Annotated in this window: 18 protein-coding genes and 4 pseudogenes; 10 read left to right on the top strand and 12 right to left on the bottom strand. The window is 67.4% G+C overall.

Features of this window, described 5'->3' with window-relative positions:
- Positions 1–123: 123 nt before the first annotated feature.
- The 4 genes and pseudogenes from AB0903_RS12310 to AB0903_RS12295 form a co-directional block, all read right to left on the bottom strand.
- Positions 124–237, bottom strand: a pseudogene (locus tag AB0903_RS12310) (transposase); the annotation flags it as partial.
- Positions 238–436: 199 nt separating this feature from the next.
- Entirely contained in the window at positions 437–1,681 is a 1,245-nt protein-coding gene (gene nhaA, locus AB0903_RS12305) for a Na+/H+ antiporter NhaA (RefSeq protein WP_366701737.1), read from the bottom strand.
- An 84-nt stretch (positions 1,682–1,765) separates the two neighbouring features.
- Complete coding sequence (locus AB0903_RS12300; protein ID WP_366701735.1) at positions 1,766–2,308, bottom strand: hypothetical protein; 543 nt, start codon at positions 2,306–2,308, stop codon at positions 1,766–1,768.
- 111 nt (positions 2,309–2,419) lie between these two features.
- Positions 2,420–2,722 (bottom strand): hypothetical protein, encoded by a 303-nt coding sequence (locus tag AB0903_RS12295; RefSeq protein ID WP_366701733.1) that lies wholly within the window; start codon positions 2,720–2,722, stop codon positions 2,420–2,422.
- 435 nt (positions 2,723–3,157) lie between these two features.
- Between AB0903_RS12295 and AB0903_RS12290 the strand changes: the two genes are divergently transcribed.
- From AB0903_RS12290 to AB0903_RS12260, 7 genes and pseudogenes are all read left to right on the top strand, one after another.
- Entirely contained in the window at positions 3,158–3,388 is a 231-nt protein-coding gene (locus AB0903_RS12290; protein WP_366701731.1) for a LuxR C-terminal-related transcriptional regulator, read from the top strand.
- A gap of 58 nt (positions 3,389–3,446) precedes the next feature.
- Positions 3,447–3,779: a hypothetical protein gene (locus AB0903_RS12285; protein ID WP_366701729.1), complete on the top strand. Its 333-nt coding sequence runs from the start codon at positions 3,447–3,449 to the stop codon at positions 3,777–3,779.
- Positions 3,780–3,887: 108 nt separating this feature from the next.
- Positions 3,888–4,604, top strand: a complete 717-nt coding sequence (locus tag AB0903_RS12280; RefSeq protein ID WP_366701727.1) for an ABC transporter ATP-binding protein — start codon at positions 3,888–3,890, stop codon at positions 4,602–4,604.
- Positions 4,601–6,133: a hypothetical protein gene (locus tag AB0903_RS12275; protein WP_366701725.1), complete on the top strand. Its 1,533-nt coding sequence runs from the start codon at positions 4,601–4,603 to the stop codon at positions 6,131–6,133. The genes AB0903_RS12280 and AB0903_RS12275 overlap by 4 nt, the downstream gene beginning before the upstream one ends.
- On the top strand, positions 6,114–6,350 hold the full coding sequence (locus tag AB0903_RS12270) for a hypothetical protein (RefSeq protein ID WP_366701723.1): 237 nt from the start codon (positions 6,114–6,116) through the stop codon (positions 6,348–6,350). The genes AB0903_RS12275 and AB0903_RS12270 overlap by 20 nt, the downstream gene beginning before the upstream one ends.
- Positions 6,351–6,378: 28 nt before the next feature.
- On the top strand, positions 6,379–6,852 hold the full coding sequence (locus tag AB0903_RS12265) for a hypothetical protein (protein WP_366701721.1): 474 nt from the start codon (positions 6,379–6,381) through the stop codon (positions 6,850–6,852).
- Positions 6,853–6,914: 62 nt separating this feature from the next.
- Positions 6,915–7,198, top strand: a pseudogene (locus AB0903_RS12260) (NAD(P)H-binding protein); the annotation flags it as partial.
- Between the two features lie 168 nt (positions 7,199–7,366).
- On the opposite strand, the pseudogene AB0903_RS12255 reads toward AB0903_RS12260, so the two are convergent.
- The 5 genes and pseudogenes from AB0903_RS12255 to AB0903_RS12235 form a co-directional block, all read right to left on the bottom strand.
- A pseudogene (locus tag AB0903_RS12255) lies at positions 7,367–7,714 on the bottom strand (DNA-binding protein); the annotation flags it as partial.
- A complete protein-coding gene (locus tag AB0903_RS12250; RefSeq protein ID WP_366701749.1) occupies positions 7,696–7,845 on the bottom strand; it encodes a hypothetical protein in 150 nt (49 codons plus the stop codon). The gene AB0903_RS12250 and the pseudogene AB0903_RS12255, both read right to left, overlap by 19 nt.
- A 268-nt stretch (positions 7,846–8,113) precedes the next feature.
- Positions 8,114–8,368 (bottom strand): Txe/YoeB family addiction module toxin, encoded by a 255-nt coding sequence (locus AB0903_RS12245; protein WP_366701719.1) that lies wholly within the window; start codon positions 8,366–8,368, stop codon positions 8,114–8,116.
- Positions 8,365–8,649 (bottom strand): type II toxin-antitoxin system prevent-host-death family antitoxin, encoded by a 285-nt coding sequence (locus AB0903_RS12240; protein ID WP_366701717.1) that lies wholly within the window; start codon positions 8,647–8,649, stop codon positions 8,365–8,367. The genes AB0903_RS12245 and AB0903_RS12240 overlap by 4 nt, the downstream gene beginning before the upstream one ends.
- Positions 8,650–8,779: 130 nt before the next feature.
- Positions 8,780–8,893, bottom strand: a pseudogene (locus AB0903_RS12235) (VapC toxin family PIN domain ribonuclease); the annotation flags it as partial.
- 577 nt (positions 8,894–9,470) lie between these two features.
- On the opposite strand from AB0903_RS12235, the gene AB0903_RS12230 reads away from it, so the two are divergent.
- Both AB0903_RS12230 and AB0903_RS12225 read left to right on the top strand, forming a co-directional pair.
- A complete protein-coding gene (locus AB0903_RS12230) occupies positions 9,471–9,722 on the top strand; it encodes a hypothetical protein (RefSeq protein WP_366701715.1) in 252 nt (83 codons plus the stop codon).
- Positions 9,722–10,114 (top strand): DNA-binding protein, encoded by a 393-nt coding sequence (locus AB0903_RS12225; protein ID WP_366701713.1) that lies wholly within the window; start codon positions 9,722–9,724, stop codon positions 10,112–10,114. The genes AB0903_RS12230 and AB0903_RS12225 overlap by 1 nt, the downstream gene beginning before the upstream one ends.
- A 133-nt stretch (positions 10,115–10,247) precedes the next feature.
- Here AB0903_RS12225 and ychF read toward each other — a convergent pair whose 3' ends face one another.
- Complete coding sequence (gene ychF / locus AB0903_RS12220) at positions 10,248–11,336, bottom strand: redox-regulated ATPase YchF (RefSeq protein WP_366701711.1); 1,089 nt, start codon at positions 11,334–11,336, stop codon at positions 10,248–10,250.
- 206 nt (positions 11,337–11,542) lie between these two features.
- Between ychF and AB0903_RS12215 the strand changes: the two genes are divergently transcribed.
- Entirely contained in the window at positions 11,543–12,103 is a 561-nt protein-coding gene (locus AB0903_RS12215; protein WP_366701709.1) for a DUF6542 domain-containing protein, read from the top strand.
- A 295-nt stretch (positions 12,104–12,398) separates the two neighbouring features.
- Here AB0903_RS12215 and ppgK read toward each other — a convergent pair whose 3' ends face one another.
- Complete coding sequence (gene ppgK, locus AB0903_RS12210) at positions 12,399–13,139, bottom strand: polyphosphate--glucose phosphotransferase (RefSeq protein ID WP_366701707.1); 741 nt, start codon at positions 13,137–13,139, stop codon at positions 12,399–12,401.
- A gap of 30 nt (positions 13,140–13,169) precedes the next feature.
- On the bottom strand, positions 13,170–14,165 hold the full coding sequence (locus tag AB0903_RS12205) for a 4-hydroxy-3-methylbut-2-enyl diphosphate reductase (protein ID WP_366701705.1): 996 nt from the start codon (positions 14,163–14,165) through the stop codon (positions 13,170–13,172).
- Between the last annotated feature and the right edge of the window lie 18 nt (positions 14,166–14,183).

Raw genomic sequence — 14,183 nt, 5'->3', positions numbered from 1 at the left:
CTTCATCGTGGACACCGCCCGCCGACCAGCGCGAGCACGGAAGGACGCCCGCACACCAGACCCGTGACCTGCAACTTCACGATGCACACCGCTCAGTGGCGTTTTGGCGGCGTGATGGCCATGGAGACGCCTCAGGGCAGCGGTCTCGTTCGGGAAGTGGCCGCGGGCCTCGACTGCCCGCCGGATCCTGGCGTTCACGGACTCGACGGCGTTCGTGGTGCAGACGATGCGGCGGATCTCGGAGTCTGACCGGAGGAACGGCGTGACTCCGCCCACCCGTTCTCCCGTAGCCGGACGATCGCCGGATACTTCTTGCCCCACGCGTCGACGAACTCCGCGAACCGCTCGAGCGCGCGGCTTCCTTGGTCGCGGCGGTGTAGACGGGCAGGTCCTTGAACGACGGAATGGTCTGCCCGCAGCCACCGATGCGAAGCGGTCAGATCCGCGTCTGCGCCACCCCCGGATCGTCCTGGTGCCGGGTGAGGCGGTGGTGGTGGCGACTACGGCGCCCGAGAATCACAGCGGCCAACAGCGCGGCGAGGACGGAGGCGAGCAGGATGGCCCCCTTCGCGTCGGTGAGGTGCGCGTCCGTACTGTAGGAGAGTTCGGCGATCAGCAGGGAGACGGTGAAGCCGATCGCACCGAGGACGCCGATGCCCGCGACGTCGGCCCACGCGATCCCGGGGTTGAGGTGGGCGCTGGTGAAGCGGCTGGTGAGCCAGGAGACGCCGAAGATCCCAAGGAACTTGCCCACGAGAAGTCCGGCGAGGACGCCCCAGGTGATGGTGGACGTCCAGAAACCTCCCGCGCCGGACAGGGAGACCCCGGCTGCCATGAGGGCGAAGACCGGCAGCGCGATCCCGGCGGAGAACGGGCGCAGCATCTCCTCCGCCCGGTGGGAGGGCGAGAACGTCTCGCCGTCGCGGGCTCGGGTGTGCATGAGAAGGCCCATCGCGACGCCGGCGATGGTGGCGTGGACACCGGAGGCGTGCATCAGTGCCCAGATCACCACGGCGAGCGGGGCGAACAACGACCAGCCCGGAACCCGCGCACGCAGGCGGGTGACGGCACGACCGGAGCCGTTCTGCAGGTAGCCGAACGCCGCCAGGCCCAAGGCGGCGAGCGCGAGTGCGGCCAGGTCGAGGCCGCTGGTGTAGGCGACGGCGATGACCAGGACGGCGACCATGTCGTCGACAGTGGCCAGGGTCAGGAGGAAGGTGCGCAGCGGGACGGGCAGGTGTCGGCCGACCACAGCCAGGACGGCGAGAGCGAAGGCGATGTCGGTGGCCATCGGGATGCCCCAGCCGCCGGCCGCCTCCCCGCCAGAGGTGGCAGTGATCGCAAGGAAGATCAGGGCGGGAACCACAACACCGCCGAGGGCGGCGGCGATCGGGAGGGCAGCGCGGCGCGGGTCGCGCAGCTCGCCGTGGACGAGTTCCTGCTTCAGCTCGTTGCCGACGATGAAGAAGAACACCGCCAGCAACCCGTCCGCGGCCCACGCCTCGACGGAGAGGTCCAGGTGCAGAGCGGCGGGCCCGAAGGTGAAGGAGCGCAGCGACTCGTAGGAGTCTGCGAGGGGCGAGTTCGCCCAGACCAACGCCAGGACAGCGGCACTGATCAAGAGCGAGCCGCCGACCGCGTCCGAGCGCAGGGCAGTAGTGATCCGTGAGGCAACAGACATGAAAGAGACGTCTCCAACGAAGGGGGCGCATGGCAGTGCACCGGCTGACGGCCGGTGATATACCCCCGCGAGAACGCGGTGGGCTCAGCGATCCATCGGTGGACAGACGCTCATGATCGCGCCCCACGTGCTGACGTAGCCGTTCGTACCGATCGGCCGCCGCTCCAGCGGTTCCAGAAAACAGGAGCGAGCAGACGAGCCTCCCAGAGACATCGACGCGGGACGGTCACACATCGAACGTGTCCCTCCCCTCTGCCTGCGGTTCTTACGCCAGCCTAACAAGAACATTTTCGGCCGGCCGTACCACCAGCCAGGTCCGGCGTGAGCAGCGAAGACGCAGGCAACATGGCCTTGCGCCGACAGATCCTGGGGCACCGGCCGCATGGCGCTCTGCAGGATCTCCCGGCATCGGCTCCAGGCCCGCACGAGGTGTCCGTAGATGTCGGCGGTGACCTTGATGGACCGATGTCCAAGGCGGCGGGAGACCTCATGGATGGGAATGCCGTTGGCGAGCGCCGTCGAGGCGAAGAAGTCCCGCAGGCGTCGGTCAGTGATCGGGTCACGACCACCGGGGACCCATGTATCACTATGACTGCCGGTGATCGTGGAGATGGTCTGCAAGTCCACCCAGCTCTCGCAGGCGCTCGAATCCGTCTGGGACTGTGTGCCATGGAGCGGACCAGCACTCCTTGGCGACTGGCCCCGGCGGCCGGCCAACCCGCCGAAAGCCGCAGCAGCTCAGCACTGATCAGCGTCGTCAGGGCCCGGCCCACCACTGGCATGCGCCAGTCTGCCCTCAGGCCGCGCTCGTGAAGCCATTGCTTGATCACCGGCCGCCAGGCGGCACCGGCCTGCCAGGTGGCTGAGCAGTTCGCCGGCACGCGCGCCCGTGGAGATGCAGAAGGCGACCAGGGACCGGTCGCGGTGCGGCGGGAGCCGGGCGAAGATCTCGTTGCACTCCTCGTCGGGGAAGCTGCGGGGCACCCGCTTGGGCGCTCTCGGCCGGTAGAGCCCGGTGCGCTCGTTGCGGGGCGGGTCCATCGGGTTGTGGTGGGCGTGGGCCTACCGGCCGCGACGTGCTCGGTCCATCGGGAACGGGTTCAGGACCGGTCCGGTGCCAATGTCACGGTGGACGTCGCCGCACGCCCAACACGGCTCTCAGTCATTCCGCTTCACGGGAACTCCACGCGATTGACTCACAGGCATGCGGCCCGTCCATGATTCCGCCGGGCTGAACCTCCGGAGTCGCATTGGCGGCAGCCCAACGTCGTTCCCTTGTCCCGCTGTTCACGCCGTGCCTACAGTGGCCGCTGCGACTAGCCAGCGGTTCCGACCAAACCGCCCGGGTCATGTGCAGTCGAACGAACGGGCGGATGACCATCGCCACGGGGAATCGGAATGAGACTGCCATCAGACAGAAGTAATGATCACGAAGAGACTCACGCCTGCCGCGGAGGGTTCGACATGCCACCCTGGGTGCGTGACGTAGACCTGTCCCTTCTGACGGAGCGCGAGCGCGAGGTCCTCGCCGCGCTGGGTGACTGCCAGCCGAACACGGTGATAGCCGACCGTCTCTGCATCACGGAACGAACCGTGAAGAAGCACGTCACCAGCGTCTTCATCAAGCTGGAGATCACGTCGCGGACGGAGGCGGCCGTCATCGCGATTCTCAGGAAGTGCTCCGCGGGGTGCCCTTCAGGACACTAGCCCTCTTGCCAGGTACATGACACCTTTGGCGCAACATCAACCACAGGGGAGAACAACTGTGTCTGCGTCAACTCTGGTACGGGAAACCATAGCCGCCGACGAATCGGTACAGGCGAAGGCCGTCAGCGCCTACACGAACGCGTCGATCGGCGCGTACGTGGCTGCGACCACGGCGCCCGCACGTGCCATCGCGTCGATCAGGACGAAGGTCGACAAGGGACTCGTCCGCTACGACGCCTGGTTCCTGATCTTCACCGCTGTCATCCTCGCCCTGGGCGCCACCATCTTCGCCGGACTGGTCGTCTGGTGTGTGGTGAAGCAGAACAAGAGGTTCAGCGGCAACTGGTCCTTCAAGAACTTCGGTCTGAAGGTCAGCGCCGAATGCGTGTAGCCGCCTGACGGCTGTGTTCGCCAGGTGCCCAGGAAGCTCCCCCGGTAGTACCGGGCTTCCTGGGCACCGCCCTGGTTGTGACGGACTCGGTAAAGGATCAACGCGATAGTGTCTCTCCTGAATGTCAACGACGTCAGCTACTCCTATGACGGCATTGTCAACGTTCTCCTGGATGTGTCCTTCACGGTCGAGGAAGGCGCGATCGTCGGCCTCGTCGGCCCCAACGGCTCCGGCAAGTCCACACTGATCAGAAACATCTTCGACCTCGTACGCCTTCAGTCCGGGTCCATTCGTATCGGCGGCCATGAGCACGCCCGGCCCGAGGCGAAGCAACTGGGCATGTATCTGTCCAGCAACGACTACCTGCCCGAGTTCCTCACCGCCCGCGAGTACATCTCCATGATGGGCGAACTGTTCGACCTCGATGTCGACCACGATGAGGTCATCGGCCTGTTCCGTAAGTTCTCCATGGAGGGCCGCTACGACCATCTCATCGAGGACTACTCGCACGGCATGCGGAAGAAGACGCAGCTGGTGTCCGCGCTCGTGATGCGCCGGCCGCTGACCATCATCGACGAGACCCTCAACGGCATCGACCTCGAAGCGCTGCACCTCGCCGAGAGAGAGTTCCGGCGGGTCCGTGACGCGGGCCGCTCGATCCTTCTGTGCACACATGACTTCGCCGTACTGGAGCGCCTGGCCGACAGGACCCTCTTCCTCGACCTGGGCCATGTGGTGTACGACGAGCCGACGAAGGATCTGGTCGAAGAAAACGGATCGCTGGCCGCCATGGTGTTCGACTATCTCGAAACGTCCCAGCGATGACGGCGGTACGGCTGAAGCAATCCGCCGTCCTGGCCCGGATGCTCCTCGTCTTCTTCCGCCGCCGGGTACTGCGGGCAGGAGTCCTGAAGTCCACCCCGGTCAGAGTGTTCGTCATGGTGGCGGCCGTGCTGCTCCTGGGCGTCATGTGCACTGCCGCCTACTTCTTCCTGCGTCCCCTGGCCGACGAGGCGGCCGTGTGGCGACTGCTGTTCGACACCTCGACGGTGTCTCTCCTGCTGTGGGTGCAGATCGCGTTCCTGCTGGTGAAGGTGTTGTTCATCAACGCCGAAGGGATGCTCCAGCTCAGCTATCAACTACCGGTCACCAACCGGGAACGCTCGACGGCGTTCCTCATGTACGAAGCGGCGATGACCGCCGTCGTGGCCGCCGCCGGCCTGGTCTCCCTCTCCGTCAGCGCGCTGATCCTCCTCGGCCCGTCCGCGACCGGATACATCACGGCATCGGTCATCCTGCCGGTCGCCCTGACCTACCTGGTGCTGTCTGTTCTCTACCAGCTCCTGACCCGGATGTGGATGCTGATAGGGCTCAGCCGGATGGCGGGCATCCTCAACGTGCTCGTCCTGTTCGCGGCGCTGGCCTCCTACTCCGCGCAGATGACACCGATGATCCAGGACATCTCCGGCGCGTATCTGAGCAAACGGACTGAGTACACCTGGGCCACGTCGGTGTCCTGGGCGTGGAACGAGCACGGGCCCTGGCTGACCCTCGCCGCCGTGGCGGCAGTCTCGGCCGTGCTCATGGGCCTGGCCTTCGCGCTCGCCCCGAACCAGCACCTACGCCAGTCCCGCTATCTGAAACTCCCCGGAAGCGTGCGGCTGCGGGGCGTTCTGGGGCCCTATGACTGGTGTCTGCTGCGCAGCGCGCAGACCGTCGCCGCCGCCGCGATGGCGGTCGCCGTGTTCGTCTACCTGCTGCTGGCCAAACCCTCGATGAACCCCATGTGGGGCCTCGCCGCCCTGTCCTTCGGTGGCCTCTATCAGTTCACCGCCACCCAGCCGTTGCGGATGCTGCCCGGCGCTCGGGCGTCGGCCTGGGGGGTCTACGTACGGCTTATCAGGGCGCAGCTGGTCTTGCTCTCGGTGTTCGCCGTGCCCGCTCTCGCGATCACGACAGCGATCTACCCGGACCGGCTTCTCTCCAGCGCAGTGGCGCTGGCATCCTGCCTGGGCGGGGCAATCATGACCACATGTATCAGCATCGTGTTCCCGGCTGAGAAGGACAATCCGTTCTCCGTGTTCCTGGGGCTGTCCGTGGTCGTCATCATTCTGGGCCTGTCAGTGATCGGGCTGGGCCTGCTCAGTCTCCCGCCCTGGGCGGTGACGGCTTGCCTTGCCGGAGCGGCCGTCGCGTTCGTCCGGTACGCGGTACAAGGAATCCACACAAGCGAGTCGAGGAGAAGGAATGCTCAAGGCACGGTCGGTCGTGAAGGCCGCCATAGGGGCCGCGCTGCTCACTCTGGTCACGGTAGCGGCTACCCTGCTCGCCCTCATGTTCTCAACGGGCAGTGACGAGTTCGGCGAACGGAAGGCGTTCTTCGGTTCGATGGTCTTCGAGACGGTGGAGAAGGACAACGGGGCAACGGGCATCACCCTCGGCATCGACAATCCAGTCCCGATCGTCCTCCTGTTCCTCGTACTCACCGCCATCCTGACGATAGTTCAGATCATCTACCGGGAGTTGAAGCAGCGCCGTGACCAGCTCCTCAGCGAGATGCCCGGCAACTGACCTGAAAATCCGCACCGTTGGCTGGACGGTGGCCGCCCAGGTGTGGCCACTGCTGGCGTTCGCCGGTGTCCTCCTGGCTGCGGCTCTGGTCTGGATGGCGCGCTCCGGTGACCCGGTACCAGCCGAGATGGCGTGGGTGCTGCTGGTCAAACCAGCCACCCTGGGCCTCGTGGCCCCGTTCGCCCTGCACGAGTCGGCACACGCCCTCGTCCTCAAACGGATACGTACGGTCACTCACATCACGATCGAGCGGACAGCGTGGCGCACATCGGTGATCCCGGAAGGGACCATGACCGCACGCCAGACAGCCATGGTGGCCCTGGCCGGGCCCTCTGCCTGCGTCGCAGTGGGCGCACTTCTGTGGCTACCCGGTCTCGACCGGTCCCTGGCCTGGTGGTACCTCGCGCACATCGTGTTTCTGATGCCGTTCTTCGGTGATGGCCGGGCCCTTTGGCACGGCTACTGCGCTACACGGAGACCGCCGACCAAGGACAGGGGTTGAAGGCGGCGCCTACGAGTGTTCCGAGCAGGACGATGAGGGATGTTCCCCAGGCTGAATTCACCAAGTCGGCGAGCACCACGCAGAAGTCCATGTACCGCACGTTCCTCCGGGGCATCTACGCGAACAAGGAGATCGCGGAGAAGGCGATTCGCTCCAGCGGCCTCGACTGGACGCTGGTCTACCCGACCTTGCTGACCAAGGACCCCGCCAAGGGCACCTACCTCGTCGGCGAGCGTCTCGCGATGAAGGGCAACCCGACAATCAGCCTGCGGATGTCGCCGACTTCCTGTACAAGGCGGCTCACAGGCCGGAGTGGATCCACCGCGACGCCGTCATCACGGACTGACGGGTCCTGATTCCTCAAGGGCGAGACCGGTACGGATTGAGCGTCTCGTCCCGGTCGCAGCTCCTCCATCATCCGTTCGAGCTGCTCGGCGCCGCATGGCGATCGTCGGGGGTGCAGATGAGCGCCGGGGCGGAGTCCGGTGCGGCCCCGCCCCAGCCGTAAGGCAGAAAGGACCACCGGGCGGTGCTGGCGCAGCGCGGCCTCGGCGACCGTCGCATCGATCGCGTACTTGCGCCCGTGCAAACCGGCCTCCATCAGCAGCCTCGAGGCTGCCCTCGCCTCCTCGTCGCCCACCGGGACCACGCGCAGCCCGGAGAACACCCCGCTCAGGCGGGACGTGTTCGTGCGGGCGTCGACGGCCTCGACAATGGTGAGCGCGCTGATCACGACCTCCATGCCGCGCGAGCGCGCCTCAGCGGCCAGAGCCACCACCTGCTCGTCGCCGGCCAGCAGCTTCGAGAGCCCTTCACTGTCGAGGACCAACGTCCCCTCATGACTCAGCTTGCGGCGGGCCACTCACCCTCCTCGGCGAACACCTCGTCGAAGACCTGCCGCGCCCGCTGACGAGCCTGCTCGGAAACCGGCCCCTCGCGGCTCCCGTAGTCCGCCAGTCCCACCTGCGGAGATACGGCTTTCTCGGACGTCATCCCGGCACGGTCCCCGCACGGGGGCTCCATCCCGGCTGCTCCAGCACGTCGAGGCCCTGGCCGACGCCGACGGAGTGTCGACTCGGACCTCAACATCGACTCGGTACCCGGCGGATTGACTTTCCGCCGGGTACCCGAGCCCGCTCAAGACTCGACGCCCGACCGCGACAAGCCATGGGCGACATAACCCCTGGCTGTGGCCCTAGCAGCGCCTTCCGTCGCCAGCGTGCACCGCACGGGCCACGCCCGCAAGAAGACGTCCCGGATGTCAGTAGTGATAACGAGCCGCGAGAATGACGTTTTCCCTGTCCGTGACCAGGTAGACGAGGCGGTGCTCGTCGTCGATCCGTCGCGACCATGCTCCGGGCAAGTGGTACTTCAGCGGCTCGGGCTTTCCGATCCCCGTGAAGGGGTCACGCTTCACGTCCTCGATGAGCTTGTTGATCCGAGCAAGCATCTTCCGGTCGTTCTTGAGCCAGGACGTGTAGTCCTCCCAGCCCTGATCCTCGAAGACGAGCCTCACGCGGCACCCTCACGTGCCGCATCCGGTGAGTCGGGGTCGACCAGCTCTCGCTCGGACACGTTGATGTTGGCCAGGGCGTTCTCGTACGCCTTGAGCAAGCGCCGAGCGTTCACCGGAGAGCGCAGGAGGTACGAGCCTTCACGTAGCGCCGCATAGTCCTCGGCCGAGACGAGCACCGCGTTGCCATGCTTGGAGACGATCTCGATGGCCTCGTGATTGTCGTTGACCTTCTTGATCAGCGGAAAGAGCGCCTTGCGGGCTTCGCTCGCAGTTATGGACATGACCTACCCCTTCCGATAGTGGTACCGAATAACGTACCACTATCGCCACTCCCGGGCAGAGCGGACGCCTGACGACAGATCAGGAATCCCGGCACCACCCCAGCGCGGGAGACGGCAAGGGGCCGACCCCCGGGGCGCATACCGCGAGGAGTCCGTCGCGATCCAGCGCGTCCAGCCGCGCCCGCACCTCCGGCTTGCCCCGCCGGGCCAGCGCAGACTTGTCGATGAGGTAGCGCCCCTTCACGCCGCCGAGGCCCCGCCTTCACGCTTGAGCGAACCGTCCGGATGCCGCGGCCCGGTCTGCGCATCGAGTAGCACCATGTCTGTGCCCCCGAACTCGGCACCTCGCAGACTGGAGGGAAAGGCGCATGGAGGTGTTCGTGCCAGAGGCGGGATGCATTCTGCACCTGCTCAGACGACATGGCCGACCACGCTCAGGTGATCCTCTACTCCCAGTTCTGACGGGTGGACGCCGACCGCACGTACGGCATCTCCGGCACCGGCCTGGGCTGGGAACTCGACTGGACCGCGCCCTGGGAGCACATGGCAGAAGAGGCCCGCACGTGGTCCCTGCCACCGAAGCCCCCGTCGGCGACAACATCTTCGTCGCCGTCACATCGATCGACCGCACGGACCTTCATCCCTGAGTCCCGACGCCCACCGCGTGAGATATGCCTGTGCACCAATCGGGCGCTCACCGTGTGGATCGTCCACGTCGGACAACCGCCCAAGACACATCGAGCTGCGTCCTCCGCCGGGACCGCGCATCCCCTTCGAAGGCACCCCGACAGAGAGTTCTTACCACTGGTAGGATCGGCACCATGAGCAGTAGCAGGAAGTATTCGATCAGCCTGCCCGAAGACCTCGCCGAGGCCGTGCGCGCCCACGTCGGCCCAGGCGGCTTCTCCGCCTACGTCGCCGAAGCCCTTGAGCAGAGAGTCGCCATGGACAAGCTCCGGGAGATCGTCGCCGACTTCGAGACGGACAACGACGAACTCACCCGTGAAGAGGTCGAGGCTGCCCGCGCGCTGCTGCGCCATGACCAGCGGCAGGCCGGCGGGGCCGCCGCCTGATGCCCGGCACCCTGCTGCTCGACAGCGAAGGACTGTCCAAGCTCTACCGCAAGGACCGCACCGTCGTAGCTCTGGTGCAGGCGGCATCGGAGGAGGGCATCCGCGTGGCCACCAGCGCCATGACCACCCTTGAGGCCGATTACGAGCGGATCCACCCCGCCCGCATCAAGTGGGTCCTCTCCCGCGTCGACGTTCACGACGTCACCAAGGAGGTCACCGACGAGGCCGCCGCCCTCCTTCGCGCCCATCATCTCCACGGCCACAAGTACGCCATCGACGCCGCCTTCGCCGTCATCGCCCGCAACGCGCCCCAGCCGGTCACTGTCCTCACTTCCGACCCCGAGGACCTGACGCTCCTGTGCGGCCCTTCCGTAGAGGTCGTCAAGGTCTGACACGCCGGCCACGGTCGTACCGAGCAGACCCGTCGCCAACGCCTCAGCGCTTCGCGGGACGAGGAGTCCACGCGGACAGGCGCCCGTGCCCGGCCCACCAACCAGCGGGCCGGGCACATTTCTTGACTGTTCGTCAGACGTTGAAGCGGAACTCCACCACGTCGCCGTCCTGCATCACGTAGTCCTTGCCCTCCATGCGGGCCTTGCCCTTCGCGCGGGCCTCGGCTACCGAGCCGGTTTCGACCAGGTCGGCGAAGGAGATGACCTCGGCCTTGATGAAGCCCTTCTGGAAGTCGGTGTGGATCACGCCGGCCGCCTCGGGGGCCGTCGCGCCCTTCTTGATGGTCCAGGCGCGGGTCTCCTTGGGGCCTGCCGTGAGGTAGGTCTGGAGGCCGAGGGTGGCGAAGCCGACGTGCGCGAGGGTGGCGAGGCCGGGCTCCTCGGCGCCGACGGACTGGAGGAGTTCCAGGGCGTCCTCCTCGTCGAGTTCGGCGAGGTCGGCCTCCAGCTTGGCGTTCAGGAAGATCGCCTCCGCGGGGGCGACCAGCGCGCGCTGCTCGTCCTTGAAGGCGTCGTCCGTCAGCTCGTCCTCGTCGACGTTGAAGACGTACAGGAACGGCTTCGTCGTGAGCAGGTGCAGGTCGTGCAGGAGCTCGGCCTTCTCGGAGCCCTGGACGATGCCGTGGGTGAAGAGCGTGTCGCCCTTCTCGAGGATCTCCTGCGCCGCCTCCACGGCCGCGACCTTCGGGGCCACGTCCTTCTTGATGCGCGATTCCTTCTGCAGGCGCGGCAGGACCTTCTCGATGGTCTGCAGGTCCGCGAGGATCAGCTCGGTGTTGATCGTCTCGATGTCGTCCTTGGGCGAGACCTTGCCGTCGACGTGTACGACGTTCTCGTCCTTGAAGGCGCGGATGACCTGGCAGATCGCGTCCGACTCCCGGATGTTCGCCAGGAACTTGTTGCCGAGGCCCTCACCTTCGCTCGCGCCGCGCACGATGCCCGCGATGTCGACGAAGTCGACCGTGGCGGGGAGGATGCGCTGCGAGTCGAAGATCTTGGCGAGGACGGCGAGGCGGGGGTCGGGGACCCCGACGACGCCCACGTTCGGCTCGATGGTGGCGAACGGGTAGTTGGCCGCCAGCACGTCGTTCTTGGTCAGGGCGTTGAACAGGGTCGACTTGCCGACATTCGGCAGACCGACGATTCCGATCGTGAGCGACACGTTGGCGACTTCCTGACGTGGAGAGTGTGGAGGATCAAGGACTGGCGGGAGGCCCGCGCAGCCCGGGAGGGGTGGGGCCGATCCCCCAGTTTACGGGCGGCCTGTCGAGCCCTGCGACGCCCGCCGGAGTCGAACGCAGCGCCAAGGTCGTCCAAAGGGCGTGTCTAGTGCCGGTTTCGTCCCTCCTCTCGACCTACGTTGTGCGGGTGGAGCAGCACAGGACAGGTCGCCCCCGGCCCCGGCAGCAGCCGCAGGCCCCTCTTCCGGCACCCGGCACGCTCGCCGACGCCACCGTGTACCCGGTGCCCACCCGCCCGCCTCGGCCCGTCCCCCCGCTGGTGCTGGCGCTGCGCCGGCTGCCGAACCCCCGGCTCACCGGGCTCGGCGCGGGATTGTTCGGGGCCGCCACCATGCTGGCCCTGGGCAGCCTCGACCAGTTGCTGCTCGACGGCTCCGCGATCGTCTACGGGGTCCTGTTCCTGCCCGTCAGCGCCCTCACGGCGCTGTGGGTACGTGAGGCCGACCTGGTCATGGCGCCGATCATCGTGCCGATCGCGTTCACCGTCGGGATCGTGCCGATCTCCGGGGGCAGCGGCGGGTTCGGCGGTCAGACGATGGCCGTGGTGACGGCGCTCGCCGTGCACGCGGGGTGGCTGTACGGCGGGACGCTGGTCGCCGGGATCATCACCTGCGTACGGAAGCTGCGGACCATGGGTCGGCGGCAGCGCCGGGGCCGTACGGGCGGCGGCGCAGGCCGGCGCGGCTGACTCCCGGCACGGGTGAGCCAGCGCACTCGGCCCCCGACGCGGCCGGCCCCCCGCGCAGTCGGCCACCGGCGCGGGTGGCCCCCGGCGCAGTCGGCTCCCAGCGGAGGACGCAGCCGACGCGGCTGACTGCCGGCACGGGTGACCCGGCGCGGCCGGCCCCCTGCGCGGCGGACTGCCTACGCCCCCGGCTCCGCGCTGCCGGCCCCCGGTGCGGTCGGCACCGTGCGCGCGCCGGTGACCGTCGGCGCAGTGACCGCACGATCCGGCGCCCGACCGCCGTCCCCCCGGCCGCGCCCTACCGGCTCGCCGCCGCCATCGCCGCTCCGACGATGCCCGCGTTGTTCTGGAGCTCCGCCGGGACGATCTCCGCCCGGACGCCCTCGATCAGGGGCAGGAACCTCTCCGACTTGCGGCTCACCCCGCCGCCGATGATGAACAGCTCCGGCGAGAACAGCATCTCCACATGCTCCAGGTACTTCTGTACCCGCCGCGCCCAGTGCGGCCAGGTGAGGTCGGCGTCCTCCTTGGCCTTGGTCGACGCCTTCTTCTCCGCGTCGTGGCCGTTCAGTTCGAGGTGGCCCAGCTCGGTGTTGGGCACCAGGCGGCCGTCGACGAAGAGGGCGCTGCCGATGCCCGTGCCGAAGGTGAGCAGGATGACGGTGCCCTTGCGGCCGCGGCCGGCGCCGAACGTCATCTCGGCCACGCCCGCCGCGTCCGCGTCGTTCAGGATCGTGACGGGCAGCCCGCCGAGGCGTTCCCCGAGCAGCGAGGCGGCGTCCTTGTCGACCCAGCCCTTGTCCACGTTGGCCGCGGTGCGGGTGATGCCGCCGGTGACGACGCCGGGGAAGGTGATGCCGACCGGGCCGGTCCAGCCGAAGTTGCCCACCACCTCCGCGACGCCGTCGGCCACGGCGTCCGGGGTCGACGGGTGCGGTGTCAGGACCTTGTGGCGCTCCTGCGCCAGATCTCCGCGATCCAGATCCACGGGAGCGCCCTTGATCCCGGATCCGCCGATGTCCACTCCGAAGACGTTCATGGACACAACGTTAGAGGGAGGAGCTGAGCGTCACTGCCCGGACGGCCGAGCCGACAGCTCGGCCGCCTCCGCGCGAAGGTCCCGGCGGAGTTCCTTCGGCAGCGAGAAGGTGATCGACTCCTCGGCCGCCTTCACGATCTCCACGTCCTCGAAGCCGCGCTGCGACAGCCACTCCAGTACGCCCTCGACCAGCACCTCCGGTACGGACGCGCCCGAGGTGACGCCGACGGTGGAGACGCCCTCGAGCCACGCCTCGTCGATCTCGTCCGCGAAGTCGACCAGGTGGGCGTCCTTGGCGCCGGCGCCGAGGGCGACCTCGACGAGGCGGACCGAGTTCGACGAGTTCTTGGAGCCGACCACGATGACCAGGTCGGCCTCCGCGCCCATCTGCTTGACGGCGATCTGGCGGTTCTGCGTGGCATAGCAGATGTCGTCGCTGGGCGGCGAGACGAGGCCGGGGAACTTCGTCTTGAGCGCGTCGACGGTCTCCATCGTCTCGTCGACGGAGAGCGTGGTCTGGGAGAGCCAGACGACCTTGTCGGGGTTGCGGACCTCCACGTCGGCCACGTCGTCCGGGCCGTCGACCAGGGTGATGTGCTCGGGGGCCTCGCCGGAGGTGCCGATGACCTCTTCGTGGCCCTCGTGACCGATCAGGAGGATGTCGTAGTCCTCCTGGGCGAACCGCACGGCCTCTTTGTGGACCTTGGTCACCAGCGGGCAGGTCGCGTCGATCGTCGCGAGCCTGCGCTGTGCCGCCTCCTCGTGCACGGTCGGCGCGACGCCGTGCGCGGAGAACATGACGATCGACCCCTCCGGGACCTCCGCCGTCTCGTCGACGAAGATCGCACCCTTCTTCTCCAGGGTCTGCACGACGTACTTGTTGTGGACGATCTCGTGGCGGACGTAGATCGGCGACCCGTACTGCTCGAGGGCCTTCTCGACGGCGATCACGGCACGGTCCACACCTGCGCAGTAGCCGCGGGGAGCGGCGAGGAGGACGCGTCGGGCAGGAGGCGTAGCAGTCATGCCCCCCATCGTAAGGCC

It is taken from the genome of Streptomyces sp. NPDC048389 (assembly GCF_040706335.1).
Classification (GTDB): domain Bacteria; phylum Actinomycetota; class Actinomycetes; order Streptomycetales; family Streptomycetaceae; genus Streptomyces.
Note: the sequence above shows the minus strand (reverse complement) of the source record. Positions and strands in the feature narration are given on the sequence as shown.

What these genes read in the sequence shown, in the direction of transcription:
- nhaA (WP_366701737.1), bottom strand. Translation starts at nt 1,681, where the DNA reads ATGTCTGTTGCCTCACGGATCACTACTGCCCTGCGCTCGGACGCGGTC.
- AB0903_RS12295 (WP_366701733.1), bottom strand. Translation starts at nt 2,722, where the DNA reads ATGGACCCGCCCCGCAACGAGCGCACCGGGCTCTACCGGCCGAGAGCG.
- AB0903_RS12275 (WP_366701725.1), top strand. Translation starts at nt 4,601, where the DNA reads ATGACGGCGGTACGGCTGAAGCAATCCGCCGTCCTGGCCCGGATGCTC.
- AB0903_RS12270 (WP_366701723.1), top strand. Translation starts at nt 6,114, where the DNA reads ATGTTCTCAACGGGCAGTGACGAGTTCGGCGAACGGAAGGCGTTCTTC.
- AB0903_RS12250 (WP_366701749.1), bottom strand. Translation starts at nt 7,845, where the DNA reads ATGACGTCCGAGAAAGCCGTATCTCCGCAGGTGGGACTGGCGGACTAC.
- AB0903_RS12240 (WP_366701717.1), bottom strand. Translation starts at nt 8,649, where the DNA reads ATGTCCATAACTGCGAGCGAAGCCCGCAAGGCGCTCTTTCCGCTGATC.
- AB0903_RS12230 (WP_366701715.1), top strand. Translation starts at nt 9,471, where the DNA reads ATGAGCAGTAGCAGGAAGTATTCGATCAGCCTGCCCGAAGACCTCGCC.
- AB0903_RS12225 (WP_366701713.1), top strand. Translation starts at nt 9,722, where the DNA reads ATGCCCGGCACCCTGCTGCTCGACAGCGAAGGACTGTCCAAGCTCTAC.
- ppgK (WP_366701707.1), bottom strand. Translation starts at nt 13,139, where the DNA reads ATGAACGTCTTCGGAGTGGACATCGGCGGATCCGGGATCAAGGGCGCT.
- AB0903_RS12205 (WP_366701705.1), bottom strand. Translation starts at nt 14,165, where the DNA reads ATGACTGCTACGCCTCCTGCCCGACGCGTCCTCCTCGCCGCTCCCCGC.